Annotated in this window: 19 protein-coding genes, 1 other RNA gene and 1 pseudogene; 19 read left to right on the top strand and 2 right to left on the bottom strand. The window is 63.1% G+C overall.

Annotated elements, in window-relative coordinates:
- Positions 1 to 14: 14 nt before the first annotated feature.
- Complete coding sequence (locus AC0L2P_RS13085) at positions 15 to 3,800, bottom strand: hydantoinase B/oxoprolinase family protein (RefSeq protein ID WP_473501647.1); 3,786 nt, start codon at positions 3,798 to 3,800, stop codon at positions 15 to 17.
- 172 nt (positions 3,801 to 3,972) lie between these two features.
- On the opposite strand from AC0L2P_RS13085, the gene AC0L2P_RS13080 reads away from it, so the two are divergent.
- The 7 genes and pseudogenes from AC0L2P_RS13080 to AC0L2P_RS13050 form a co-directional block, all read left to right on the top strand.
- Positions 3,973 to 4,182 carry a hypothetical protein gene (locus AC0L2P_RS13080; protein WP_473501646.1) on the top strand — a complete coding sequence of 70 codons (210 nt, stop codon included), beginning with the start codon at positions 3,973 to 3,975 and terminating at the stop codon, positions 4,180 to 4,182.
- A gap of 197 nt (positions 4,183 to 4,379) precedes the next feature.
- A complete protein-coding gene (locus AC0L2P_RS13075; protein WP_473501645.1) occupies positions 4,380 to 5,099 on the top strand; it encodes a TerB family tellurite resistance protein in 720 nt (239 codons plus the stop codon).
- A complete protein-coding gene (locus tag AC0L2P_RS13070; protein ID WP_473501644.1) occupies positions 5,096 to 5,863 on the top strand; it encodes an N-acetylmuramoyl-L-alanine amidase in 768 nt (255 codons plus the stop codon). The genes AC0L2P_RS13075 and AC0L2P_RS13070 overlap by 4 nt, the downstream gene beginning before the upstream one ends.
- A gap of 184 nt (positions 5,864 to 6,047) precedes the next feature.
- A complete protein-coding gene (locus AC0L2P_RS13065) occupies positions 6,048 to 6,791 on the top strand; it encodes a lytic transglycosylase domain-containing protein (protein ID WP_473501643.1) in 744 nt (247 codons plus the stop codon).
- A 47-nt stretch (positions 6,792 to 6,838) separates the two neighbouring features.
- Positions 6,839 to 7,237, top strand: an RNA gene (gene rnpB / locus AC0L2P_RS13060) — RNase P RNA component class A.
- 152 nt (positions 7,238 to 7,389) lie between these two features.
- Positions 7,390 to 7,665 carry a type II toxin-antitoxin system ParD family antitoxin gene (locus AC0L2P_RS13055; RefSeq protein WP_473501642.1) on the top strand — a complete coding sequence of 92 codons (276 nt, stop codon included), beginning with the start codon at positions 7,390 to 7,392 and terminating at the stop codon, positions 7,663 to 7,665.
- Positions 7,662 to 7,925 (top strand): annotated as a pseudogene (locus AC0L2P_RS13050) (type II toxin-antitoxin system RelE/ParE family toxin); the annotation flags it as partial. The gene AC0L2P_RS13055 and the pseudogene AC0L2P_RS13050, both read left to right, overlap by 4 nt.
- Positions 7,926 to 7,972: 47 nt before the next feature.
- Here the strand turns inward: AC0L2P_RS13050 and AC0L2P_RS13045 are convergent.
- The gene (locus tag AC0L2P_RS13045; RefSeq protein WP_473501641.1) at positions 7,973 to 9,088 is read right to left on the bottom strand and encodes a cystathionine gamma-lyase; all 1,116 of its coding nucleotides are present in this window, start codon (positions 9,086 to 9,088) and stop codon (positions 7,973 to 7,975) included.
- A 407-nt stretch (positions 9,089 to 9,495) separates the two neighbouring features.
- On the opposite strand from AC0L2P_RS13045, the gene mraZ reads away from it, so the two are divergent.
- Genes mraZ through murB form a run of 12 tightly spaced genes read left to right on the top strand, consistent with a single transcriptional unit; the run spans position 9,496 to position 23,206 of the window.
- Positions 9,496 to 9,954 (top strand): division/cell wall cluster transcriptional repressor MraZ, encoded by a 459-nt coding sequence (gene mraZ, locus AC0L2P_RS13040; RefSeq protein ID WP_473501640.1) that lies wholly within the window; start codon positions 9,496 to 9,498, stop codon positions 9,952 to 9,954.
- Positions 9,951 to 10,982 (top strand): 16S rRNA (cytosine(1402)-N(4))-methyltransferase RsmH, encoded by a 1,032-nt coding sequence (rsmH, locus tag AC0L2P_RS13035; protein ID WP_473501638.1) that lies wholly within the window; start codon positions 9,951 to 9,953, stop codon positions 10,980 to 10,982. Before mraZ ends, rsmH begins: the two co-directional genes overlap by 4 nt.
- A 4-nt stretch (positions 10,983 to 10,986) precedes the next feature.
- Positions 10,987 to 11,364 carry a cell division protein FtsL gene (gene ftsL / locus AC0L2P_RS13030; protein ID WP_023676771.1) on the top strand — a complete coding sequence of 126 codons (378 nt, stop codon included), beginning with the start codon at positions 10,987 to 10,989 and terminating at the stop codon, positions 11,362 to 11,364.
- On the top strand, positions 11,361 to 13,106 hold the full coding sequence (locus AC0L2P_RS13025; RefSeq protein ID WP_473501637.1) for a peptidoglycan D,D-transpeptidase FtsI family protein: 1,746 nt from the start codon (positions 11,361 to 11,363) through the stop codon (positions 13,104 to 13,106). The genes ftsL and AC0L2P_RS13025 overlap by 4 nt, the downstream gene beginning before the upstream one ends.
- 54 nt (positions 13,107 to 13,160) lie before the next feature.
- Positions 13,161 to 14,615 carry a UDP-N-acetylmuramoyl-L-alanyl-D-glutamate--2,6-diaminopimelate ligase gene (locus tag AC0L2P_RS13020; RefSeq protein WP_473501636.1) on the top strand — a complete coding sequence of 485 codons (1,455 nt, stop codon included), beginning with the start codon at positions 13,161 to 13,163 and terminating at the stop codon, positions 14,613 to 14,615.
- Entirely contained in the window at positions 14,612 to 16,045 is a 1,434-nt protein-coding gene (locus tag AC0L2P_RS13015) for a UDP-N-acetylmuramoylalanyl-D-glutamyl-2,6-diaminopimelate--D-alanyl-D-alanine ligase (protein ID WP_473501635.1), read from the top strand. The genes AC0L2P_RS13020 and AC0L2P_RS13015 overlap by 4 nt, the downstream gene beginning before the upstream one ends.
- Before the next feature lie 24 nt (positions 16,046 to 16,069).
- Positions 16,070 to 17,152 (top strand): phospho-N-acetylmuramoyl-pentapeptide-transferase, encoded by a 1,083-nt coding sequence (gene mraY / locus AC0L2P_RS13010; RefSeq protein ID WP_473501634.1) that lies wholly within the window; start codon positions 16,070 to 16,072, stop codon positions 17,150 to 17,152.
- A gap of 8 nt (positions 17,153 to 17,160) precedes the next feature.
- Positions 17,161 to 18,561: a UDP-N-acetylmuramoyl-L-alanine--D-glutamate ligase gene (gene murD / locus AC0L2P_RS13005; RefSeq protein ID WP_473501633.1), complete on the top strand. Its 1,401-nt coding sequence runs from the start codon at positions 17,161 to 17,163 to the stop codon at positions 18,559 to 18,561.
- A complete protein-coding gene (ftsW, locus tag AC0L2P_RS13000; protein ID WP_352465146.1) occupies positions 18,561 to 19,712 on the top strand; it encodes a putative lipid II flippase FtsW in 1,152 nt (383 codons plus the stop codon). The genes murD and ftsW overlap by 1 nt, the downstream gene beginning before the upstream one ends.
- A gap of 1 nt (position 19,713) precedes the next feature.
- Positions 19,714 to 20,841 carry an undecaprenyldiphospho-muramoylpentapeptide beta-N-acetylglucosaminyltransferase gene (gene murG, locus AC0L2P_RS12995; protein ID WP_473501632.1) on the top strand — a complete coding sequence of 376 codons (1,128 nt, stop codon included), beginning with the start codon at positions 19,714 to 19,716 and terminating at the stop codon, positions 20,839 to 20,841.
- Positions 20,838 to 22,244 carry a UDP-N-acetylmuramate--L-alanine ligase gene (gene murC, locus AC0L2P_RS12990; RefSeq protein ID WP_473501631.1) on the top strand — a complete coding sequence of 469 codons (1,407 nt, stop codon included), beginning with the start codon at positions 20,838 to 20,840 and terminating at the stop codon, positions 22,242 to 22,244. The genes murG and murC overlap by 4 nt, the downstream gene beginning before the upstream one ends.
- Positions 22,241 to 23,206, top strand: coding sequence for a UDP-N-acetylmuramate dehydrogenase (gene murB, locus AC0L2P_RS12985; protein ID WP_473501630.1), 966 nt, complete (start codon positions 22,241 to 22,243; stop codon positions 23,204 to 23,206). Before murC ends, murB begins: the two co-directional genes overlap by 4 nt.
- Positions 23,207 to 23,409: the final 203 nt, after the last annotated feature.

Genomic DNA, 23,409 nt, shown 5'->3' with positions numbered 1-23,409 from the left:
CTGTTGACGCGAGTTCAGGCCTTGCCAAACCCACCCGGCGTCGGTGTCGTCACGATGACCGCCTCGCCGGCGTCGAGCACGGTCTGGTCGCACGCCTTCAGCGTCTCGATCACGCCGGTCTTGCGGCGGACCTTGGTCGAACCGGCTTCGCCATCGCCGCCGCCGTCCAGCCCTCGCGGCGGGCGATTGCGATGCGAGGACAGGATCGCGCAATCCATCTTTTCGAGGAAGCGGATGGTGCGTTTGGTGCCATCGCCGGCATTCCATTTGCCTTTGCCGCCGGAGCCTTCGCGGATATGAAAATCCTCGAGCAATACCGGGAAACGCAGTTCCAGCACTTCCGGATCGGTCAGGCGCGAATTGGTCATATGGGTGTGGACACCGGACGTGCCGGCAAAGCCGCGGCCGTCGTTCATCCGGCCGGCCGGCGAGCCCGAGCAGATCGTCTCGTAATACTGGTACTGCTTGTTGCCGAAGGTGAGATTGTTCATCGTGCCTTGCGCATTGGCCATCGCCCTCATCGCGCCGAACAGCGCGTTGGTGACGTGCTGCGAGGTCTCGACATTGCCGGCGACGACTGCCGCGGGATAGGCGGGCTTCAACATCGAGCCGTCCGGGATAACGATGTTGATCGGCCGCAGGCATCCGGCATTCATCGGGATGTTGTCTTCGACCATGACGCGGAAGGCATAAAGCACCGCGGCACGGGCGACCGGCTCTGGTGCATTGAAATTGTTCTTCATCACAGGCGATGTCCCGGTGAAGTCGACGGTCGCTTCGCGCTTCCGCCGGTCGACCGATATCTTCACCTTGATCATTTGGCCGGTGTCGGTCGGATATTCGTATTCGGAACGGTCGGGCAGCCGCTCCAGAACGCGGCGCACGCTTTCGGCGGCATTGTCCTGGACGTGGCCCATATAGGCTTCGACCACGCCGAGGCCGAAATGCGCGACCATCTTGCGCAGCTCGGCAACGCCTTTTTCGTTCGCGGCGATCTGCGCCTTGAGGTCGGCGATGTTCTGGTGCGGATTGCGCGCTGGGTAGGGGTGGTCGGTGAGCAGCGTCTCCAGGTCCTGCTCGCGGAACCGGCCGCGATCGACGATGCGGAAATTATCGAACAGCACGCCTTCCTCGTCGACGGTAGTGGCAAGTGGCGTCATCGAGCCGGGCGCGGTGCCGCCGACATCGGCATGGTGGCCACGCGAAGCGACGTAGAAGAGGATATTCGGCGATTGGCCGATCTCCCCCACAAGGGGGGAGATTGGGCGCTCTTCCTCGAAGACAGGCGTCACCACGGTGATATCAGGCAAATGCGTGCCGCCATTGTAAGGCGCGTTCAGGGCAAAGACGTCGCCGGGATGGATGTCACCGGAGTTGAGCTGGATGACGGTCTCCACCGAGCGGTCCATGGAACCGAGATGTACCGGCATGTGCGGCGCGTTGGCGACCAGCGCGCCATTCCGGTCGAAAACGGCACAGGAAAAGTCGAGCCGCTCCTTGATATTGACCGAGTAGGCGGTGTTCTGCAGCGTCACGCCCATCTGCTCGGCGATCGACATGAACAGATTGTTGAAGACCTCCAGCATCACCGGATCGGCTTCGGTGCCGAGTGCGGCGTGCCGGCGCTTCTTCTCGACGCGGCGCATCAACACGTGGCTTTTGGCGGTGATCTCGGCCTGCCAGCCGGGCTCGACGACAATGGTCTGGTTCGGCTCGATGATTAAAGCAGGGCCAGCGATCTTGTTACCGGGCTTCAGCGTTTCGCGAGGAAAGATGCCGGCACCGCGCCAGACGCCGTCGACAAAGATTTTCCGGGTCCCGGAAGGACTTACGGCCATGTCTTCAACAGCTGAATCGCTTTCGTCGCGGCCGGTGCCGCCGGTATCGGTACCTTCAACGCCGACCGATTCGACGATCATCGGCTTGTCGTCGTAGATGAAACCGAACTGCGCCTTGTGCGCCAGTTCGAAGTCCGCCTTGGCCTGCGCGGTCGAGCCATGCCCAAAATTCACGGGCAGGGCGGTATCGGTGCCGTCATAACGGATCTGCAGCACCGGCCTCGAGGCGACCGCGTCTTCGGTGATGCCTTGCGCGGCGAGTTCGTCGATGACGGCTTTGCGCAGCGTTGCGATGAGATCGTCGATCGCCGGCGCGGAATCTTCCGCCAGCGGCTTCAGCAGCGCCTGCTGGCGTGACGCAAATACAGAGGCTAGTCCGATGCCGTAGGCCGAGAGCAGGCCAGAGAACGGATGGATCAGCACCGCCTCCATGCCGAGCGCATCGGCGACCAGGCAAGCGTGCTGGCCGCCGGCGCCGCCGAAGCAGTTCAGGAGGTATTCGGTGACATCGTAGCCGCGCTGCACGGAAATCTTCTTGATGGCATTGGCCATGTTTTCGACGGCGATAGTGATGAACCCTTCGGCAACGGCTTCCGGCGAGCGGCCGTCGCCGATCTCGGCGGCAAGTGCGCTGAATTTCTCGCGAACCGTCCGCACGTCGAGCGGTTCGTCCTGGCCCGGTCCAAAAATAGCCGGGAAGAACTCGGGCTGCAGCTTGCCCAGCATGACGTTGGCGTCGGTGACCGCCAGCGGACCGCCGCGCCTATAGGCGGCCGGGCCGGGATTGGCGCCGGCCGAATCCGGCCCGGCGCGGAAGCGGCCGGCCTCATAATCCAGGATCGAGCCGCCGCCGGCGGCGACCGTGTGGATGCGCATCATCGGCGCGCGGATGCGCACGCCGGCGACCTCGGTGTCAAAGGCGCGCTCGTAGTCGCCATCATAGTGCGCGACATCGGTGGAGGTGCCGCCCATGTCGAAGCCGATGACCTTGCCGAAACCGGCGAGTTTTGCCGTCTCGACCATGCCGACGACGCCGCCGGCCGGACCGGACAACAGCGCATCCTTGCCCTGGAACATGTCGGCGGCGGTGAGGCCGCCCGACGACATCATGAACATGAGGCGAGGGCTTTCCCTCCCCCTTGAGGGGAGGGTGGCGGCAAAGCCGCCGGGTGGGGTCGCTGCGGCAGTGCTCGACGTTCTTGCGGTGCCTTCTGAGATGACCCCCTCTGGCCGCCTTGCGGCCATCTCCCCCTCGAGGGGGGAGAAAACGCCCAGTTCCGTCGCCACCTTCTGCACATACCTGGACAGGATCGGCGACAGGTAGGCGTCGACCACCGTGGTGTCGCCGCGGCCGACCAACTTGATCAGCGGCGAGACCTCGTGACTGACCGAGACCTGCGAGAATCCGAGCTTTCGACAGACTTTGGCGACCGCCTTTTCGTGCTCGGGATGTTTCCAGGCATGCATGAAGACGATGGCGACCGCATCGATGCCGTCCGCCTTGGCTTGCTCAATGGCCGGGCGCACGGCGGCGATATCGAGCAGGCGCTCGACACTGCCGTCGGCGCGAACCCTTTCGTCGATTTCGACGACACGCTCGTAGAGTTGTTCGGGAAGGATGATCTGCTTGGCAAAGATGTCGGGCCTGGCCTGGTAGGCAATCCTCAGCGCGTCGCGAAAGCCCTTGGTGATGAGCAGCAGCACGCGGTCGCCCTTGCGCTCCAGGAGCGCATTGGTGGCGACCGTAGTGCCCATTTTGACATCGCCGATCAGCGCGGGGGGGATTGGGGCGCCGGGCTGGACGCCGAGCAGTTCGCGAATGCCCTGGATGGCAGCGTCGGCATAGGCTTCGGGATTTTCCGAAAGCAGTTTCCTCGGATGCAGCCCGCCTTCCGGGTCCCGGCCGATGACATCGGTGAAGGTACCGCCACGGTCGATCCAGAAATCCCATTTTGCAGTCATGACAGCGCCTCCGGGCATTTTCATTTAGGCATCCTGTTAGTGCTCAACGCTTTGTACGGCCAAGCGCTTGATGTTACACGCGGAAACGCAACGTTACGAAACTCATCATGACCTGATGCATTGTGTCCTCGATCGTCGCCGGTAACGGTGGCGTGATCAGAGGAGAGATATCATGAAGAAACTCATTCTTGCGTCGGTCTCGGCGCTTGCCTTGCTTGGCCTTGCGGCCTGCAGCAACAGCGGCACCGACAACACCACGACGCAGAGCACCAACCCGCCCGCATCCGACCAGACGATGAAACCGGCCGCTCCTGACGCAAACAAGCCTGCCGAGCCGGCTCCGGCAAAACCTGCTCCTGCGCCGGCTGCTCCGGCTCAGTAGTCAACGTGACAACCAAGGAAAGGCCGGCCTCACAGGCCGGCCTTTCTGCTGCCTACGATACCAGCGCCTTGCGGCCGACTGTGACGACGTGAGCACTAGCGCCAGCCGCCCCAGGCATTCCGCCAAATCGATTGGGCCAGGCCCTGCGGCACTGTCTTGGCTTGATAGCGATGGGTGGTTGGCCCTATGAAGCCCTCATGTCGATTTGGGACCGCCTCGGCGACTTCGTCACACGCGTTTCATCTTCAGCGTCGTCAGGCGTCGCCGAAGTGGTCGAGGCCGTGCGCACGGTTTTCTCCGGCGATGCCGATTTGCGCCGCCGCGTCGCCTTCTCGGTGGCGATGATCGCCCTGTCGGCCAAGATGGCCAAGGCAGACGGCATCGTCACGCAAGACGAGGTGCGCGCCTTCCAGCAGATATTCGAGGTGCCGAAGGAACAGAGGCGCAATGTGGCGCGGCTCTATGATTTGGCCAAACGCGACATTGCCGGTTTCGAGACCTATGCCGAGCGGATGGCGCAGCTTTGCGGTTCAGGCCATTCGAACTGCCTGATGCTCGAGGACATACTTGACGGGCTGTTCCACATCGCCAAGGCCGACGGGCTGGTGCATGAGCGCGAGGGCCAATTCCTGCATCGCATCGCCGAGATCTTCCGCATCGACGAGGCGCATTACCAGAGCATCCTGGCGCGGCATGTCGATCTGGGCGCCGCCGATCCTTATGTCGTGCTCGGCATTGAGCGTGGGAAGCCGTTCGAGGAGGTCCGCAGGCGCTACCGCAAGCTGGTCTCCGACAATCATCCGGACCGGCTGATCGCACGCGGCCTGCCGCAGGAATTCATCAAGATCGCGACGACCAGGCTGGCCGCGATCAACGCGGCCTACGAAATGATCGAGCGAGGCCTGCGGCACGCATGAGCGGCTTTCCGCCCGACGAGCCGAGCGCCGAGGTCAGGGTATCGCCGAATTTCGGACCACGGCGCGGGACGCTCCGACCCGATATGATCGTGCTGCACTACACCGGCATGGCAACCGGCGCCGGTGCCGAGGCATGGTTGTGCGATCCGGCAAACGAGGTCTCGTCGCACTACCTGGTCCATGACGACGGCCGCATTGTTCAGATGGTAAGGGAAAGCGACCGCGCCTGGCATGCCGGCAAGAGCTCGTGGTTCGGACAGAGCGACATCAACTCCTGTTCGATCGGCATCGAGATCGTCAATCCGGGGCATACGCTCGGCTATCTCAACTTTCCAAAACAGCAGATCGACGCGGTGATCGGCCTGTGCGCCGGCATCGTCGAGCGCCATTCGATTCCGGCGCAGCGGCTGCTCGCCCATTCCGACGTGGCACCGGGGCGCAAGGTCGATCCGGGCGAGAAATTTCCATGGAAAGCCTTGTTTGCCGCCGGTATCGGCCATGTTGTGCCGGCAGCACCGATCCGCCGCGGCGCCGTGCTAAAGCCAGGCGATACCGGCGCCGAGGTCGAGGCGCTGCAGTCGATGCTGGCGCTCTATGGTTATGGCGTCGAGATCACCGGCGCTTTCGACCGGCAGACCGGAGTCGTGGTCGAGGCATTTCAGCGGCATTTCCGGCAGCGCCTGGTCGATGGCATGGCTGACAGGTCGACGATCCGCACGCTGGAAAGGCTGCTCGCTTCCGCAAGGATAGCCTCTCTCAAATAGTCTTTCCCAAGCTTCAAAGTTACAATCTGTTACCCAAAGTGACTTGTCTCGCCTTCTTTGGCGCCAATTCCTTTGTCAAAGGCGATCCGTACAGATTGTTGGACCTCTATCCCCCAGATGTTCAGATGTTGATTGAGGGTATCTGCGCGAAGTTCTTTGTGCCGATCAGACAGAACAGGATCACATGCAGAAATTGACCGTTTTAACGGCAGCCATTGCTGCCGGCGTAATGACTTTTGCCTTCAGTGCAGCGAACAGCGCACCACTGAGCCAGCGGGCCGATCAGGGCTTCAGTGCCGCAGCCGGCAAAACCGCCATGCCGAAAGGTGGTGCAAAAATAGAGAAGACCGCCGCCGCAAAAGTGGAAAAAGCGGCCGTGGTAAAGACGAAAAGGCCAGCCTCTGCAAAAAAGCCAGCCGCTGCGAGAAAGACAATCGCCAAACCGCATGTGAAGCGTAACCGCAAACGCATCGACCGCATGGCAACGGCTTCAGTCGCTCCCAAGAGCAGGCCAGCGCCCCAGGCGGCGGTTGTCGGCGGCAGCGGACAGTATTCGGCGATCATTGCCCGTTATGCCGCCAGCTATGGCGTGCCGGTGTCGCTCGCCAATGCCGTCATCAAGATCGAGAGCAATTACCAGCCGAACCAGGTCGGCAGCGCCGGCGAGATCGGCCTGATGCAGATCAAGCCGGCGACGGCAAGGATGATGGGCTATAGCGGTTCGGTGCAGGGTCTCTACGATCCCGATACCAACATCAAATACGGCATGAAGTACCTTGCCATGGCGCGGGACCTCGGCGGCGGCACGACCTGCGGCACAATCCTGAAATACAATGCCGGCCACGGCGCCACACGGATGAATCCGGTGTCCGCAGCCTATTGCGGCAAGGTCAAGGTGCAGCTGGCAGCACTTGGAGCGCCCGCCTGACAAGGGATAACTTGCTTTTTCGGGCCTGAACCCCTTTATACGCCTTGCCAGCTGGCCGGGCGGCCGCACCCGCGAAGCCGAAAGGCTGCGGGTGAGGAAAGTCCGGGCTCCATGGAGACACGGTGCCGGTTAATGGCCGGCGGGGGCGACCCCAGGGAAAGTGCCACAGAAAGCAAACCGCCACGATCTGATCGTGGCAAGGGTGAAAGGGTGGGGTAAGAGCCCACCGCGCGACTGGCAACAGGAGCGGCACGGTAAACCCCACCGGGAGCAAGACCGAATAGGGGCGGTGCGAGGGGAACCCCTCGAGGGCTGTTTCCGGCTCACCGTCCGGGTAGGTTGCGTGAGGCGCATGGCAACATGCGCCCAAGATGAATGGCCGCCACGTTCTCGCCCCGCAAGGGGCGAGGGCCATACAGAACCCGGCTTACAGGCCAGCTGGCGGTTTTTCCCGATAAAAGGAAATCTCCTGATATCAGCAGGTTGCGTCTTCGGGCGCAGCCGTTGATTCATTCTCGACCGGCAGCCAAAATGCGCATTCCTTGAAAATGGTGCGATTAAATCGTACCATTTGGATGACGGTACTGAGGAGCGCGTCATGGGCCAGGTCGATAAACGCAGCATCACGCTGTCGCCGGAACTGGCGGCGGCGGTCGACGACGTGGTCGCCGCCGGCGAATATGCCTCGGCAAGCGAGGTGATCCGCGACGCGCTGAGGCAATGGAAGGATCGGCGCGACCTGCTCGGCTACACGGTCGAGGAATTGCGCAAACTGGTGCAGGAGGGGATCGACAGCGGACCGGGGCGGTTTACGTCGATCGACGAAATAAAGGCCGAAGCGCGGAGACGATTGAAACCCGACAGCGCGGCATGAATTTGCTGCCCATCATCCGAACTGCATATGCAGAAGAGGATTTGATCGCGATCTGGCTTTATGTTGCGCAAGACAGCGAGGCTGCAGCGGATCGGTTGCTCGATCGGATCGAAGCCCGTTGGCAGCAAGTGGTCACTTATCCCTTCTCAGGCGCGCCGCGCGAAGACATCGCGCTCGGCATCCGTCACCTGATCGTCAGCGAATACCTCACCTTGTATCGTGTCAGGGAAGAGGCGATCGAAATCGTTCGCGTGCTGCACGGCCGGCGCAAGATCGACGCCGACGATCTGAATTCGTGTTTGCCGATTCAGCCACCGATTGCGTCTAGCGACGCCTCGATCGCCTGCCAAAGCTCTTCCACCGGCTCGCAGCCGACCGACAGGCGAACGAAGCCGGGTGGAACGGCATCTCCCCTTTTTGATCGCCGTTCGGCCGAGGTGTGCACGCCGCCGAACGATGTCGCCGCCTGCATCAAGGCGCAGTTGTTGATGAAATCCTCGGCCTTGTCCTCCGAGGCGAGCACGAACGAGATGAGAAATCCGTAGCGCTCCATCTGGGCGCGGGCGAGATTGTGCGATGGGTCGCTCTCCAGTCCCGGAAAGCGCAAGCCGCTGATCGCGCGATGGTTTTTCAGCCGTCGCGCTATCATTTCGGCGGAAGCGCACATGCGGTCGAAGCGCACGTCCAGCGTTTCGAGGCCGCGATGCACCAGCCATGCCTCGAACGGCCCGGGGATGGCGCCCGACGTCTCGCGCCAGTCGGTCACCCTCGAGATAACGTCCGCGTCGCGGCTCGCGACATGGCCGAACAGCACATCGGAATGGCCGTTTGGAGCCTTGGTGTCGGCGGCAATGACGATATCGGCGCCGAGATCGAGCGGGCGCTGGCCGAAAGGCGTCATCGTCGTGTTGTCGACCACAAGCACCGCGCCCGCTTTGTGCACCGCTTCGGCGACAGCTGCGATGTCGCATATGTCCAGTCCTGGGTTGGCGGGCGTTTCGACGAAGGCAAGCCGATACCCGTCGAAGCCACCGTCGAGGAAGCTCGACGTCGGCCGGACATCATAAGCGACGCCGAAGGACTTCAGGAAACGGTCTGCCAGCGCTCGCGTCGTATGATAACCGTCGGATGGCAGCAGGATACGGTCGCCGGTCTTGAGCAGGCCGAAAAATACCGCCGAGATGGCAGCCATCCCCGAGGGAAAGGCGACGCATGGGGCGTCTTCCAAATGCGCCAGCATGTGCTCGACCGCATCCCAGGTCGGATTGCTGAAGCGGCCATATTGATCGAAGCCGGTGGCGTCGCCGGGCGCATGAAAGATCGCGGCCATCGTCAGGGGCAAGGGGATCGGGTCGCCCTTGGCAAGCCTGCCGCGACGCAGATGGGGAAGTGCCGCGGCGCGCGACTTGGCTGTTTCGGACATGGTTTCAAACCTCGTTACTGACCGGAAAAGAAGATGCCGAGGCTATGCGCGGCAGCGATCCGCAGCAAGCCGCCTCCGGTTGGACCACACGGCTCTAAACGCTTCGTTAGGCTTAATGGAGGATAAAGACGGGAGTGCCGTCAAAGCTGTTCTCCCCAGTCGTGGCAGGCGCGTTTTTGAAGACTGTTCCCGTTGACGCCCATAACACCCCATGATATCCCATTCCGATACTCAAGCCTTCGTTCCGTATCAGGGTGAAGCGTACGCCAATCGGGCAGCCGCGGCGGCTGCGCGTTTGCCTGCGTTCGCCCCTCATAACGAAGTGAGTTTGGGACAGCGACCGGGCCGGGGCGGCGCGGACAGGAAGATGCAGAGGGGTGCGGCGGCGCAAGCGGCCGCAACGCGTAATGGACCGGTTTCTGTCGAACGCGGTGAACAGGATCGATGCGAAGGGGCGGGTGTCCGTGCCGGCGCATTTCCGTGCCGTTGTGCAGAAACGCGGCTATTCGGAACTTTATGCGCTACGCTGCCTGGATCGCCCGGCGATGGATGTCGGTGGGCTCGACCTGCTCGATCGCTACGAGCAGCGTATCGCCCAGGAAGACCCGTTCCTGCAGACGGCGGACGACATGTCGTTCTTCTGCCATGGCGATGGAACGTTTCTGAAGCTCGACCAGGACGGCCGTATCACGATGAGCGATTTCATTCGCGAGCATACCGGCATTTCGGCGGAAGTGGCCTTCGTTGGCCGCGGCAATTTCTTTCAGATCTGGGAGCCGGGACGGCTCAGCGCCTACGGGACGGAAGCACGCGCCCGGCTTCTGCAGCTTCGGCAGGGGAAAAGGCCCGGGGAGCGGCCGGAATGATGGCGGGCGACGGCGATGAAGTTCATGCCGTTGGCGGACCAGCCCGTCACATTCCGGTCCTCCTTCCCGAAGTTCTGGAGGCGCTGGCGCCGACAAAAGGCGAGGTGATCGTCGACGGCACGTTCGGTGACGGCGGCTACACCAAGGCCATTCTGGCAAGCGGAGCCACGGTCGTCGCCATCGACCGCGATCCGGATGCGATCGCGGCGGGGCGGACCCTTGAACAGCAGTCCGGCGGCAAGCTCAGGCTTGTCCAGGCACCGTTCTCGACCCTCGACGAGCAGGTTGAAAGCGCCGATGGCGTCGTGCTCGACATCGGCATCTCCTCCATGCAGATCGACCAGCCGGAGCGCGGCTTTTCGTTCCGGGCCGATGGGCCGCTCGACATGCGCATGGCGCAGGCGGGCCTAAGTGCCGCCGATGTCGTCAACACCTTCAAGGTGGGCGATCTTGCCCGCATCTTCGGTTTTCTCGGCGAGGAACGCCATGCCGGGCGCATCGCCCGCATGATCGAGAGCCGTCGCGAAAAACGCCCCTTCGAGCGCACGCTCGACCTTGCCGATGCCATCGAGACGCATATCGGCCGCGCGCCGAAAGAGAAGATTCATCCGGCCACCCGCGTTTTCCAGGCGCTGCGCATCTTCGTCAATGACGAACTCGGCGAACTGGCCAAGGCGCTTTTTGCCGCCGAGCGCGTGCTGAAACCGGGCGGGCGGCTTGCCGTGGTGACCTTCCATTCCCTCGAGGACCGCATCGTCAAGCGCTTCATTGCCGACAGAGCCGATTCAGCGACCGGATCGCGGCATCTGCCCGAGGCGCAGGCGCGCACCGCCACCTTCACCAAGAAGGGCGGCGGCGTGACGCCTGGCGATGCCGAGATATCGGCAAATCCGCGGGCGCGCTCGGCAAGGCTGCGCGCCGCGATCCGTACGGAGGCGCCGGCGCGTGCCGGCGATTTTTCGATTTTCGGCCTGCCAAAACTGCCTGGCCCAAAGCTTCCCGGCGCCGATCGACCGGGAGAGAGGTGAGCACGTGTTTCGTACCAGCGACATAGTCCTGATCGCCGTCATGGTTTCGGCGGCTGCCCTGACCTACAAGACCAAGCGTGAGGCCGAGGAGCAACTGGCGGCGGTGCACAAGATCCAGGCGCAGATTCGTTATGAAGAGGACACGATCGACCTGCTCAAGGCGGACTGGAGCCTGCTTACCCAGCCGTCGCGCCTGCAGAAGCTCACCGAAATTTACAAATCGCAACTCGGACTCGAACCGGTCAATGCGCGGCAGATCGTCGGGCTGGACGATCTGCCGGCGAAACCCGTCAACATCGAGGACCTTTCATCGCAGCGGCTGGGCGGCATGGCCGATATCGGCGGCAAGGATCCCGTGGTGACCGGAGGCATCGTCCAATGATCACCGGATTTCCAATCGCCGCCAGCTTTCCAAAGGTTGGGAGGCTGCTGAAGCGCGGTTCGAAGCCCAGTGCGGGCGGGTCGATCGTGGTCGAAGGTGCCCGCAAGGCGACCGGTGGCAAGGGCAGGACCCGCATCGTCATGACGATGGCGGTGTTCTTCGGCATCTATTCGACCATTGCCGGGCGGCTGGTCTATCTGGGTTTTCAGAATCCCGACCTGTCGGGCGGGCCACAGAGCCGGGTGACAGCATCGCGACCAGACATCGTCGACCGTAACGGCGAAGTGCTGGCGACCGACATCAAGACGGCGTCGCTGTTTGCTGAGCCGCGCCGCATCGTGGATGCCGACGAGGCGATCGAAAAGCTGTCGACGGTGCTTCCCGAGATCGACTACGAGCAGACATACAACAAGCTGAAGAGCGGCGCCGGGTTTGTCTGGCTGCAGCGGCAACTGACGCCGAAGCAGCAGGCCGACATCATGCAGCTCGGAATCCCCGGTTTCGGCTTCCGCACCGAAAAGCGCCGGTTCTATCCGGCCGGCGAAACCTCGTCCTATATTGTCGGCCTCACCAACATCGACAATCAGGGCATCTCCGGTATGGAGAAATACATCGACGAACAGGGCTTGAGCGATCTTCAGGCGTCGGGCCTGGCGGTCGCCAAGGATTTGAAGCCGGTGCAGCTCTCGATCGACCTGCGCGTCCAGCATATCGTGCGCGACGAGGTCGCCACCGGCATGGAAAAGTACCACGCCATCGCGGCGGGCGCCGTCGTGCTCAACGTCAAGACCGGTGAGGTGCTGGCGATGGCCTCGGTTCCGGATTTCGATCCGAACAACCCCTATAACGCGCAGGACAAGGACCGGCTCAACCGTATGTCCGCTGGCCTCTACGAAATGGGGTCGACCTTCAAGAGCTTCACCACCGCCATGGCGCTCGATTCCGGCAAGATAACGCTGCAAAGCCGTTTCGACGCGTCGCGCCCGATCAGGATCGGCCGCCAGACCATTCATGATTTCCATGGCAAGAGCCGGGTACTCTCGGTGCCGGAAGTGTTCATCTACTCGTCCAACATCGGCTCTGCCAAGGAAGCCGAAGCGGTCGGCATCGAAGGACACCGCGAATTCCTGCATCGCCTGGGAATCCTCGAAAAGATGCAGACCGAACTGCCGGAAGTCGCCCGGCCGACCGAGCCCAAGGTCTGGAAGCAGGTCAATTCGATCACCATCGCCTTCGGCCACGGTGTATCGACGACGCCGCTGCAGACGGCGGTCGGCTGCGCCGTGCTGATGAATGGCGGCTATCTGATGGACCCGACTTTCCTGCCGCGCACGCAGGAGCAGGCGATGGCGGTGGCCAAGAAAGTGGTCAGCGACAAGACCGTCGAGGGCATGCGCTATCTCTATGCACTCAATGCCGAAAAGGGATCCGGCCGCAATGCACGAGTGCCGGGATACCGGGTGGGCGGCAAGACGGGAACGGCGGAGAAGGTCGTCAACGGCCGTTACTCGAAGGAAAAGAATTTCAACGCCTTCGTTGCGGCTTTCCCGATGGACGATCCGCAATACATTGTGCTGACGATCGCCGACGAACCGAAGCCGGAAAAGCCCGGTATGGGTGGGACGGCCGCCTCTAACGCGGGCATCATGGCTGCAAACATCATCCGACGTGCGGCTTCCATGCTTGGCGTGAAGCCAGATTTCAGCCATGAAAATGGCGCAACGCTGGTTTCCTATCAGTGATTCTTGGGGCGCGCCGGCAACTGCGCGCTATTTTGTTGCGATGAACGGGATTCGATGAAGCTGAAAAATCTAGCCGGTATCCTGCCTGTCGAGGGAACAGCTTCCCTCGATATGGAGGTTACGGGGATTTCGTCGGATTCCCGCGAGGTAAGACCCGGCGTGGTGTTCTTCGCGCTCACCGGCTCCAAGGCGGATGGCGCAGCTTATGCAGCCGATGCCGCGAGCCGCGGCGCTGCAGCGATCGTCGTCGGCAAGGGCAGTGCGCTCGCCGGGCTGCCGGTTCCGGTTCTTATCGTAGACGATCCGCGCCTTGCGCTGGCACTCAGTGCTGCCCGTTATTTCGGCAAGCAACCGCAAACCATGGTCGCGGTGACCGGCACCAGCGGCAAGACCTCGGTCGCCGCATTCACCCGGCAGATATGGGAGCAGGCGGGTTTCGCCGCCGCCTCGATCGGCACGACCGGCGTGGTGGCGCCGGGCCGCAATGAATATGGCTCGCTGACCACGCCGGATCCGGTGGCGCTGCACAGGCTGCTCAAGGAGTTGGCGGAGGCCGGCGTCACCCACGCCTCGATGGAGGCGTCCAGCCATGGCCTCGACCAGCGCCGGCTCGACGGCGTCAAGCTCGCGGCCGGCGGCTTCACCAATCTCGGCCGCGACCATATGGACTATCATCCGACGGTCGAGGACTATCATCGGGCCAAATTGCGACTGTTCAATGCTCTGTTGCCGAAGGGTGCGCCGGCCGTCGTCTTTGCCGACGACCCGTGGTCGGAGCCGACGATCCAGGCGGCGCGGGCAGCGGGACTGAACGTGCTGACGGTCGGCCGCCACGGCGATTTCCTGCGGCTGAAGCGGGTCGAGCACGAGCGCCACCGCCAACGCGCCGAGGTCGAAGTTGACGGCGTTCTCCATGAAGTCGACTTGCCGCTGGCCGGCGACTTCCAGATCGCAAATGCGCTGGTGTCGGCGGGCCTTGCCATTTCGACTGGAACATCTGTTGCCAAGGCCATGATAGCGCTGGAGAAATTGAAGGGCGCGCCGGGACGGCTCGACCTTGTCGGGACGGCCGCCAACGGCGCCCCCGTCTATGTCGACTACGCGCACAAGCCGGACGCGCTGGAAAACGTGCTGGCTTCGGTGCGCCCCTTTACCACCGGCCGCGTCATTGTTGTATTCGGTTGCGGCGGCGACCGGGACCGGGGCAAGCGGCCAATCATGGGCGAGATCGCCACAAGGCTGGCCGACGTCGTCATCGTCACCGACGACAATCCCCGCTCGGAAGTACCCGAGACGATCCGCGCCGCGATCCTCGCGGCCGCACCTGGCGCCATCGAGATCGGCGACCGGCGCCAGGCCATTCACGAGGCAGTGGGGCTGCTTCACGCTGGCGATACGCTGATCGTGGCCGGCAAGGGCCATGAGGAAGGCCAGACCATCGGCACCGAGACGCTGCATTTTTCCGATCATGAGGAAGTTCGCGCTGCGCTGCGGGAGCGAGCGGCGTGAGCTATCTGTGGACCTCCGAGGCGCTGGTTGCCGCCATGGATGGCCGGCCGCTCGGTCCGATGCCTGAAGGCATCGCCGGCATTTCCATCGACAGCCGCAGCCTGCAGCCGGGAGACGCTTTCTTCGCCATCAAGGGCGAAGCGATGGACGGCCATGATTTCGTCACCGCCGCCATCAAGGCGGGCGCGGGCGTGCTTGTCGTCGCCGAGGGCAAGCTGCCGTCGCTGGGGCGGCTGACGGCGCCGATGATCGTTGTTGAAGACGTGCTCGTCGCTCTGGAAAAGCTCGGCATTGCGGCGCGCGCGCGCTCAAGGGCGAGCGTCATTGCCGTGACCGGGTCGGCGGGCAAAACCACCACCAAGGAAGCGCTGCGCCATGCTCTGTCCGCGGTCGGCACGGTGCATGCATCGGCCCAGTCGTTCAACAACCACTGGGGTGTGCCACTGACGCTGGCGCGCATGCCGCAGGATTGCGACTATGCCGTCTTCGAGATCGGCATGAACCATCCCGACGAGATCCGGCCGCTGGTCAAGATGGTCCGGCCGCATGTCGCCATCGTTACGCTGATCGCGGCGGCTCACCTCGGCTTCTTCCGCAATCTGGACGAGATCGCCAAGGCCAAGGCAGAGGTTTTCGAGGGATTGGAGCCCGGTGGCGCTGCCCTTCTCAACCGCGATGATGCGCGCTGGAAGCTGCTGGATAAGATGGCCAACGAGGCCGGCGTCGAGCATGTCTACGGGTTCGGCGAGAATGCCCGGGCGACTTTCAAACTGATCAAAGGCGAGCTCAATGCCGATCACTCGGTCATCACCGCCAAGATTGGCGGGCACGAGATTGTCGCCAGGATCGGCGCGCCGGGCCGCCACATGGTGCAGAATGTGCTTGCGGTGCTTGGTGCCGCGCACCTGGTTGGCGCCGACGTCACAAGGGTTGCGCAGGCGTTGGCCGATCTTTCGCCGGAACGCGGACGCGGCAAGCGCTATGTGTTGCGCCACCCCAAGGGGCCGATCACGCTGATCGACGAGAGCTACAACGCCAATCCGGCGTCGATGAGCGCTGCAATGGCGCTGCTCAACACGACGCCGGTGTCGGGCGAGGGCAGGCGCATTGCCGTGCTCGGCGATATGCTCGAACTCGGCAGCCATTCGGCGAAATTGCATGCCGCGCTCGCCGACCTGATCGTGGGCACCGACACCCGCACGGTTTTTCTCGGCGGCCCGGAAATGCGGGCGCTGGCCGACGTCTTGCCCGGCGAGATCAGGACGGAGTACCGCGCCGGCGCGGAAGATCTGAAACCGGTTCTTCTATCGGAATTGAAGCCCGGCGACGTGGTCATGATCAAATCGTCGAAGGGTATAGGCTTTTCAAAGCTGGTCGAGACGTTGCTCGGCAAGTTTCCGGCGGAAGCCACAACCAGCAGACAGACCTAGGATCGGTCCGGGGGACGCAAGCGCATGCTAACACTGCTCGTCGAATTTGCGGACAAGATCTCGGTCTTCAACGTGTTCCGCTACATAACTTTCCGCACCGGCGGAGCGCTGATCACAGCGGCGCTGATCGTGTTCATCTTCGGACCGACCATCATTAATTCGCTGAGGCTGCGGCAAGGCAAAGGCCAGCCGATCCGCGCTGATGGGCCGCAGACGCATTTCAAGAAGGCGGGAACACCGACAATGGGCGGACTGATGATCCTGTCCGGCATCGTCGGTTCGTCGCTGCTGTGGGCGAACTTGTCGAGCATCTACGTCTGGGTGGTGCTGCTGGTGACGCTGGGGTTCGGCTCGATCGGCTTTTACGACGATTATCTCAAAGTGACGAAGCAATCGCATCTCGGCTTTTCCGGCAAAGCGCGGCTCGGGCTCGAATTCATCATCGCCGGCATCGCTGCCTGGGTGATCATGCACAACGGCCAGGCGCCGTTCTCGTCATCGTTGACATTCCCTTTCGCCAAGGAGTTTCTTGTCAATCTCGGCTGGTTCTTCATTCCGTTCTCGTGCTTCGTCATCGTCGGCGCCGGCAATGCGGTGAACCTGACCGACGGCCTCGACGGGCTGGCGATTGTGCCGATCATGATCGCCGCCGCATCTTTCGGCGTCATCGCCTATCTCTCCGGCAACGCGGTATTCGCCGAATATCTGCAGATCCATTTCGTGCCCGGCACCGGTGAACTTGCGGTGGTCCTTGGAGCGGTGATCGGCGCCGGGCTTGGCTTCCTCTGGTTCAATGCGCCGCCGGCGGCGATCTTCATGGGCGACACCGGCTCGCTGGCGCTGGGTGGGCTGATCGGCACGGTCGCGGTGGCGACCAAGCACGAGATCGTGCTGGTCATCGTCGGCGGCCTGTTCGTCGTCGAGATATTCTCGGTCATCATCCAGGTCGGCTACTTCAAGATGACCGGCAAGCGCGTCTTCCTGATGGCGCCGATCCACCATCATTTCGAAAAGCTCGGCTGGACCGAAAGCCAGGTGGTGATCCGCTTCTGGATCATCGCCGTCATCCTGGCGTTGGTCGGCCTGTCGACCCTGAAGCTCAGATAGGAGGCCGCTTGATCCCCGCCGCATCCTTTTCAGGCAAGCGCGTTTTGCTCTTCGGGCTCGGTGGCTCGGGGATTGCCACTGCGCGCGCACTGATCGAGGGCGGGGCGGATGTGCTGGCCTGGGACGACAATCCCGACAGCGTTGCCAAGGCCGGCGCGGTCGGCATCATGACAGCGGACCTGCGCGGCGCAGACTGGACAAGGTTTTCCGCCTTCGTCCTGTCGCCCGGCGTGCCGCTGACGCACCCGAAGCCGCACTGGACCGTCGAGCTGGCGCGGGGCTCGGGCGTCGAGATCATCGGCGATATCGAGCTTTTCTGCCGCGAGCGGACGGCGAGGGCGCCGGCAGCACCCTTTATTGCCATCACCGGCACCAACGGCAAGTCGACGACCACGGCATTGACGGCGCACATCCTCAAATCGGCGGGGCGCGACACGCAGATGGGCGGCAATATCGGCCGCGCGGTGATGACGCTCGATCCGCCGCAGCCGGAGCGGCACTATGTGGTTGAGTGCTCTTCCTACCAGATCGATCTTGCCCCCTCGATCAATCCCACGGCCGGTGTGCTGCTCAATCTGACGCCGGACCATCTCGACCGCCACGGCACGATGCAGCACTACGCCTCGATCAAGGAGCGGCTGGTAGCCGGCAGTGAGACGGCAATCATCGGTGTCGACGATTCCTGGTGCGCCCAGATCGCCGACCGGCTGGAGCGGGCGGGCCGGCAGGTCATCCGGATATCCAAGCGCCTGCCGCTGACCGACGGTTATTTCGCCGATGGCATGAAGTTAATGGAAGCCGTGCACGGCCGCTATAGCCGGGTCGCCTTCCTCGAAGGCATCGGCTCGTTGCGCGGCCAGCACAATGCCCAGAATGCGCTGGCCGCCGTCGCCGCCTGCCTCAAGGTCGGACTCGAACTCGGCGAGATCCAATCCGGACTGGAGGGCTTTCCCGGGCTGGCGCACCGCATGGAGCAGGTCGGCCGTAAAGAGCATGTGCTGTTCGTCAACGATTCCAAGGCGACCAATGCCGATGCGGCTGCACCAGCGCTGTCGAGTTTTGCGCGTATCTACTGGATTGCCGGCGGCCTGCCGAAGGAGGGCGGCATCGAGCCGTTACGCGGCTTCTTCCCGCGCATCGCCAAAGCCTATCTGATCGGCGAAGCTGCACCAGCTTTTTCCGCAACGCTGGGCGAGGCGGTGCCCTACGAGATATCAGGCACGTTGGCTGCGGCAGTCGAACACGCCGCCCGCGATGCTGCCAGGGATAGTAGCGGCGAGGCAGTGGTGCTGCTGTCGCCGGCCTGCGCCAGTTTCGACCAGTTCAAGAATTTCGAAGTGCGCGGCGAGGCGTTCAGGCAAGCCGCAACCGCCATTGATGGCGTGAAGCCCATCGGAGGGACACGATAATGCAAAGCCGTCTCGACAAAAGCCCGGTTGCGACCTGGTGGTGGACGATCGATCGCTGGTTCCTGGCGGCATTCCTTTCGCTGATGGGGCTCGGTATCGTTTTGTCCTTCGCCGCAAGCCCGGCGGTGGCCGAACGCATCGGGCTAGACAGTTTCCACTTCGCCACACGCCAGATCATCTTCACCATTCCGGCACTTGGGGTGATGCTGGCCGTCTCGTTCCTTGAATCCAGGCAGATCCGGCGCATGGCGCTGGTTATGTTGTGCATCACGCTGTTTCTGATGGTGGCGGTGCTCTATATCGGCGTCGAGGTGAAGGGCGCGCGGCGCTGGGTGTCGCTTGCCGGCCTGTCGATCCAGCCGTCCGAGTTCCTGAAACCGGCCTTCGTCATCATCTGCGCCTGGCTGTTCGCCGAGCACAAGCGCCAGCCCGACATTCCAGGCAATCTGTTCGCCATGTTGCTGCTTGCGCTGGTCATCTCGCTGCTGGTGGCGCAGCCTGACCTGGGGCAAACCATGCTGGTGCTCGGCACCTGGGGGGTGATGTTCTTCATGGCCGGGTTGCCGTGGCTGTGGATCGTCGCGCTGGGTGCTGCAGGCGTCGGCGGCGTGTTCGCCGCCTATGCGGTGTTCCCGCACGTTGCCGGCCGTATCGACCGCTTCATGACCGGCGAGGGCGACACGTTCCAGGTCGACATGGGCCGCGAGGCGCTGATCAATGGCGGCTGGTTCGGCGTCGGGCCGGGCGAGGGTACCGTCAAGCGGGTCATCCCCGACAGCCATGCCGACTTCGTCTTCTCGGTCGCTGGCGAGGAATTCGGGCTGATCATGTGTTTCTTCATCATGTCCATCTTCGGCTTCATCGTGCTGCGCGGTCTCAACACGGCGCTCAAGGAGCAGGACGATTTCACCCGCTACGCGGTTGGCGGGCTGGTCACGGTCTTCGGCCTGCAGTCGGTCATCAACATGGCCGTGAATCTGCAGCTGATGCCGGCCAAGGGCATGACGCTGCCGTTCATCTCCTACGGCGGCTCTTCGCAGATCGCGATCGCCATCTCGATGGGCATGGTGCTGGCGCTGACGCGCAAGCGCCCGGAAAAACGCAAGCAGCTGGGCTTCATGCCGTCACCGCGCGCGATGCCGGCGGAGTGAGATGGCGAAGGGGGTTGTCCTTCTGGCGGCAGGCGGAACGGGCGGACATCTGTTCCCCGCCGAGGCGCTGGCACATGAACTGATCAGGCGCGGCTGGACGGTGCATCTGGCGACGGACGACCGGGCCGAGCGCTTTGCCGGGCAGTTCCCGGCGGCCGCCATCCATCCGATCCAGTCGGCCACGATGGGGTCGAAGAATCCTTTTGCCGTGCTCGCCGCGTTTTGGAAAATCTGGCGCGGGGTGCGGCAGGCATCGGCCGTCATCGCCAACATCAAGCCCGCCATCGTGGTCGGCTTCGGCGGCTATCCGACACTGCCGCCGCTTTACGCGGCGACCCGGCGCGAGGTGCCGACGCTGATCCACGAGCAGAATGCGGTCATGGGCCGCGCCAACCGGGCGCTCGCCCGCCGCGTCGATGCCGTTGCCGGCGGGTTCCTGCCGGAAGACATCGGTGCCACTGGCGCCAAGACGGTGACCACCGGCAATCCGGTCAGGCCGCAAGTATTGGAAGCGGCGAATACACCCTATGCTGCATCGCCCGGCGAAGAGCCGTTCCGGTTTCTGGTGTTTGGCGGCAGCCAGGGCGCGCAGTTCTTTTCCGATGCGGTGCCGGCGGCCATCGCCCGTTTTTCCGATGCACAGCGTAGGCGACTGGCGATCACGCAGCAGGCCCGCGCCGACGATGTGGCGCGGGTGAAAGCCGCCTATGCCGCGCTTGGCATCGAGGCCGAGGTGTCGCCCTTCTTCACCGACATGGCGGCGCGGCTCGCGGCGGCGCATCTGGTGATGTCGCGCTCCGGCGCGTCGACCGTATCGGAAATCGCAGTGATCGGCAGGCCGGCGCTGCTGGTGCCCTATCCGCACGCGCTCGACCACGACCAGGCGGCGAATGCGGCCGCCCTTGCCGCAGCGGGCGGCGCCGAGGTGCATCCGCAATCCACGCTTTCGGCGGAGCGGATCGCTGCGCTTGTCGGCGGGCTGATGGATGATCCAGGCAGGGCGGCGACAATGGCCGCGGCGGCGAAATCGTCCGGTAAACCGGATGCCGCGCGGTTGCTCGCCGATCTGACAGAGGCTATTGCGTCCAGGAAATCCGTTTCGGAATTCAGGAAGGAGACGCACGCATGAAGATGCCACAGACGATCGGCCTCGTGCATTTCATCGGCATTGGCGGCATCGGCATGAGCGGCATCGCCGAGGTGCTGCACAATCTTGGCTACAAGGTGCAGGGATCCGATCAGGCCGACAGCGCCAATGTGCAGCGGCTGCGCGACAAGGGCATCGAATGCTTCGTCGGCCACCAGGCCGAAAACCTCGGCGAGGCCGAAGTGGTCGTCGTCTCCACCGCAATCAAGAAATCCAACCCTGAGCTAAAGGCGGCGAGAGAGAAGTTGCTGCCGATCGTACGGCGCGCCGAAATGCTGGCCGAGCTGATGCGCTTCCGCCAAGCGGTCGCGATCGGCGGCACGCATGGCAAGACGACGACGACTTCGATGGTGGCGACGCTACTCGAAGCCGGCGGGCTCGACCCGACGGTGATCAATGGCGGCATCATCAATGCCTATGGCACCAATGCCCGCATGGGCGATGGCGAATGGATGGTGGTCGAGGCCGACGAGAGCGACGGCACCTTCCTCAAGCTGCCGGCCGAGATCGCCGTCGTCACCAATATCGACCCCGAGCATCTCGACCATTACGGCTCCTTCGACAAAGTGCGCGAGGCGTTTCGCCAGTTCGTCGAGAATGTGCCGTTCTACGGCTTCGGCGTGATGTGCACCGACCATCCCGAGGTGCAGGCGCTGGTCGGCCGCATCGAGGACCGGCGCGTCATTACCTATGGCGAAAATGCGCAGGCCGACGTGCGCTTCACCAATCACCGCATGGACGGCCCGACCTCGGAATTCGACGTGGTGATCCGCGACCGCAAGACGCACGGCCAGATAAGGATATCAGGTCTGCGGCTGCCCATGCCCGGGCGCCACAATGTCTCCAATGCGACGGCGGCGATTGCCGTCGCGCATGAGCTCGGCCTTTCGGCTGAGGCAATCAAGAAGGGCCTGTCGTCATTCGCCGGCGTCAAGCGGCGCTTCACCCGCACCGGCTCGTGGAACGGTGTCGATATCTTCGATGATTACGGCCATCATCCGGTCGAGATCACGGCGGTGCTGAAGGCGGCGCGCAGCGCTACCAAGGGCCGCATCATCGCCGTTACCCAACCGCACCGCTTCACCCGGCTGCGCGATCTGTTCGACGAGTTTTCCGTCTGCTTCAACGACGCCGACACGGTAATGGTGGCGCCCGTCTATGCGGCCGGCGAGGAACCGATCGATGGCGTTACGTCCGACGCACTGGTGTCGCGAATCCGCTCCGGCGGCCATCGCGACGCACGGTACATCGAAGGTCCGGCGGCGATAGCGCCGATCGTGCGCGAGGTGGCGAAGCCGGGCGATTTCGTCGTCTTCCTCGGCGCCGGCAACATCACCCAATGGGCCTATGCGCTGCCCAGGGAACTCGGCGGGACCATCTCATGATGCGCGGCCAGGCGTTGATCGAGAAGCTTGGCGACCGGCTTGCCGGACTGCGCGGCCGCATCACGCCCAATGCCGAGATGGACAAGATCACCTGGTTTCGAGCCGGCGGGCTCGCGGACGCATTGTTCCAACCGGCCGACGAGGACGATCTTGCCACATTCCTGAAGGCGGTGCCGGAGGAAATTCCGCTGACCATCGTTGGCGTCGGCTCGAACCTGCTTGTCCGTGACGGCGGCATTGCGGGCTTTGTCATCCGGCTTTCGGCCAAAGGCTTTGGCGAGACCGAAGTGATTGCGCCGACCACGATCAAGGCAGGCGCTGCGACACCCGACAAGCGCCTTGCGGCCGTCGCCTACGAGGCCGGCATCGGTGGCTTTCATTTCTACCACGGCATTCCCGGCGCCGTTGGCGGAGCGCTGAGGATGAACGCCGGTGCCAATGGCGTCGAGACGCGCGAGCGCGTGGTCGAGGTGCGGGCACTCGACCGCAAGGGCAATGTTCATACGTTGAGCAATGCCGATATGGGCTATGCCTATCGCCATTCAGCGGCGCCGTCCGGGCTGATTTTCACATCGGCGCTGCTCGAAGGCATTCCTGAGGACAAGGCGGCGATCAAGGCCGCGATGGATGCTGTCCAGAACCATCGCGAGACCGTGCAGCCGATCCGCGAAAAGACCGGTGGCTCGACCTTCAAGAATCCCGAAGGTACCTCGGCCTGGAAGGAAATCGACAAGGCTGGCTGCCGCGGCCTGATGGTCGGCGGGGCGCAGATGTCGCCGATGCATTGCAACTTCATGATCAACACCGGAACGGCCACAGGCTACGAGCTTGAATATCTCGGTGAGACGGTGCGCGCGCGTGTGCTCGAAAGATCGGGCATCCGGCTGCAGTGGGAGATCAAGCGCATCGGTAATTTTCGGCCGGGCCATGCCGTCCAGGAATTTCTCGGGCAGTTGCTTTAGGCAAGCCGACCGCCGTTGCCTTTCGGACTCATGAATTCACATTTTGCTGCCGTTTTTGCGGAAAGTGAATCCATCGGAATCGTAAGCACTTGCCAGCGAATCAACTCTCTGATTCTCTGCCCTGAAGCGTTTCCTGATTTGAGTCGTTTCGACGCGTTACTCGCGTTTCCGTCTGGGGGGCAACCTGCCGGGAGACTCGGACT

The organism is Mesorhizobium sp. WSM4836 (assembly GCF_055811815.1).
Note: the sequence above shows the minus strand (reverse complement) of the source record. Positions and strands in the feature narration are given on the sequence as shown.

Bases quoted from the DNA above. Each gene is read 5' to 3' on its own strand.
- AC0L2P_RS13085 (WP_473501647.1), bottom strand. From the start codon at position 3,800: ATGACTGCAAAATGGGATTTCTGGATCGACCGTGGCGGTACCTTCACC.
- AC0L2P_RS13080 (WP_473501646.1), top strand. From the start codon at position 3,973: ATGAAGAAACTCATTCTTGCGTCGGTCTCGGCGCTTGCCTTGCTTGGC.
- AC0L2P_RS13075 (WP_473501645.1), top strand. From the start codon at position 4,380: ATGTCGATTTGGGACCGCCTCGGCGACTTCGTCACACGCGTTTCATCT.
- AC0L2P_RS13070 (WP_473501644.1), top strand. From the start codon at position 5,096: ATGAGCGGCTTTCCGCCCGACGAGCCGAGCGCCGAGGTCAGGGTATCG.
- AC0L2P_RS13065 (WP_473501643.1), top strand. From the start codon at position 6,048: ATGCAGAAATTGACCGTTTTAACGGCAGCCATTGCTGCCGGCGTAATG.
- AC0L2P_RS13055 (WP_473501642.1), top strand. From the start codon at position 7,390: ATGGGCCAGGTCGATAAACGCAGCATCACGCTGTCGCCGGAACTGGCG.
- AC0L2P_RS13045 (WP_473501641.1), bottom strand. From the start codon at position 9,088: ATGTCCGAAACAGCCAAGTCGCGCGCCGCGGCACTTCCCCATCTGCGT.
- mraZ (WP_473501640.1), top strand. From the start codon at position 9,496: ATGGACCGGTTTCTGTCGAACGCGGTGAACAGGATCGATGCGAAGGGG.
- rsmH (WP_473501638.1), top strand. From the start codon at position 9,951: ATGATGGCGGGCGACGGCGATGAAGTTCATGCCGTTGGCGGACCAGCC.
- AC0L2P_RS13025 (WP_473501637.1), top strand. From the start codon at position 11,361: ATGATCACCGGATTTCCAATCGCCGCCAGCTTTCCAAAGGTTGGGAGG.
- AC0L2P_RS13020 (WP_473501636.1), top strand. From the start codon at position 13,161: ATGAAGCTGAAAAATCTAGCCGGTATCCTGCCTGTCGAGGGAACAGCT.
- mraY (WP_473501634.1), top strand. From the start codon at position 16,070: ATGCTAACACTGCTCGTCGAATTTGCGGACAAGATCTCGGTCTTCAAC.
- ftsW (WP_352465146.1), top strand. From the start codon at position 18,561: ATGCAAAGCCGTCTCGACAAAAGCCCGGTTGCGACCTGGTGGTGGACG.
- murG (WP_473501632.1), top strand. From the start codon at position 19,714: ATGGCGAAGGGGGTTGTCCTTCTGGCGGCAGGCGGAACGGGCGGACAT.
- murC (WP_473501631.1), top strand. From the start codon at position 20,838: ATGAAGATGCCACAGACGATCGGCCTCGTGCATTTCATCGGCATTGGC.
- murB (WP_473501630.1), top strand. From the start codon at position 22,241: ATGATGCGCGGCCAGGCGTTGATCGAGAAGCTTGGCGACCGGCTTGCC.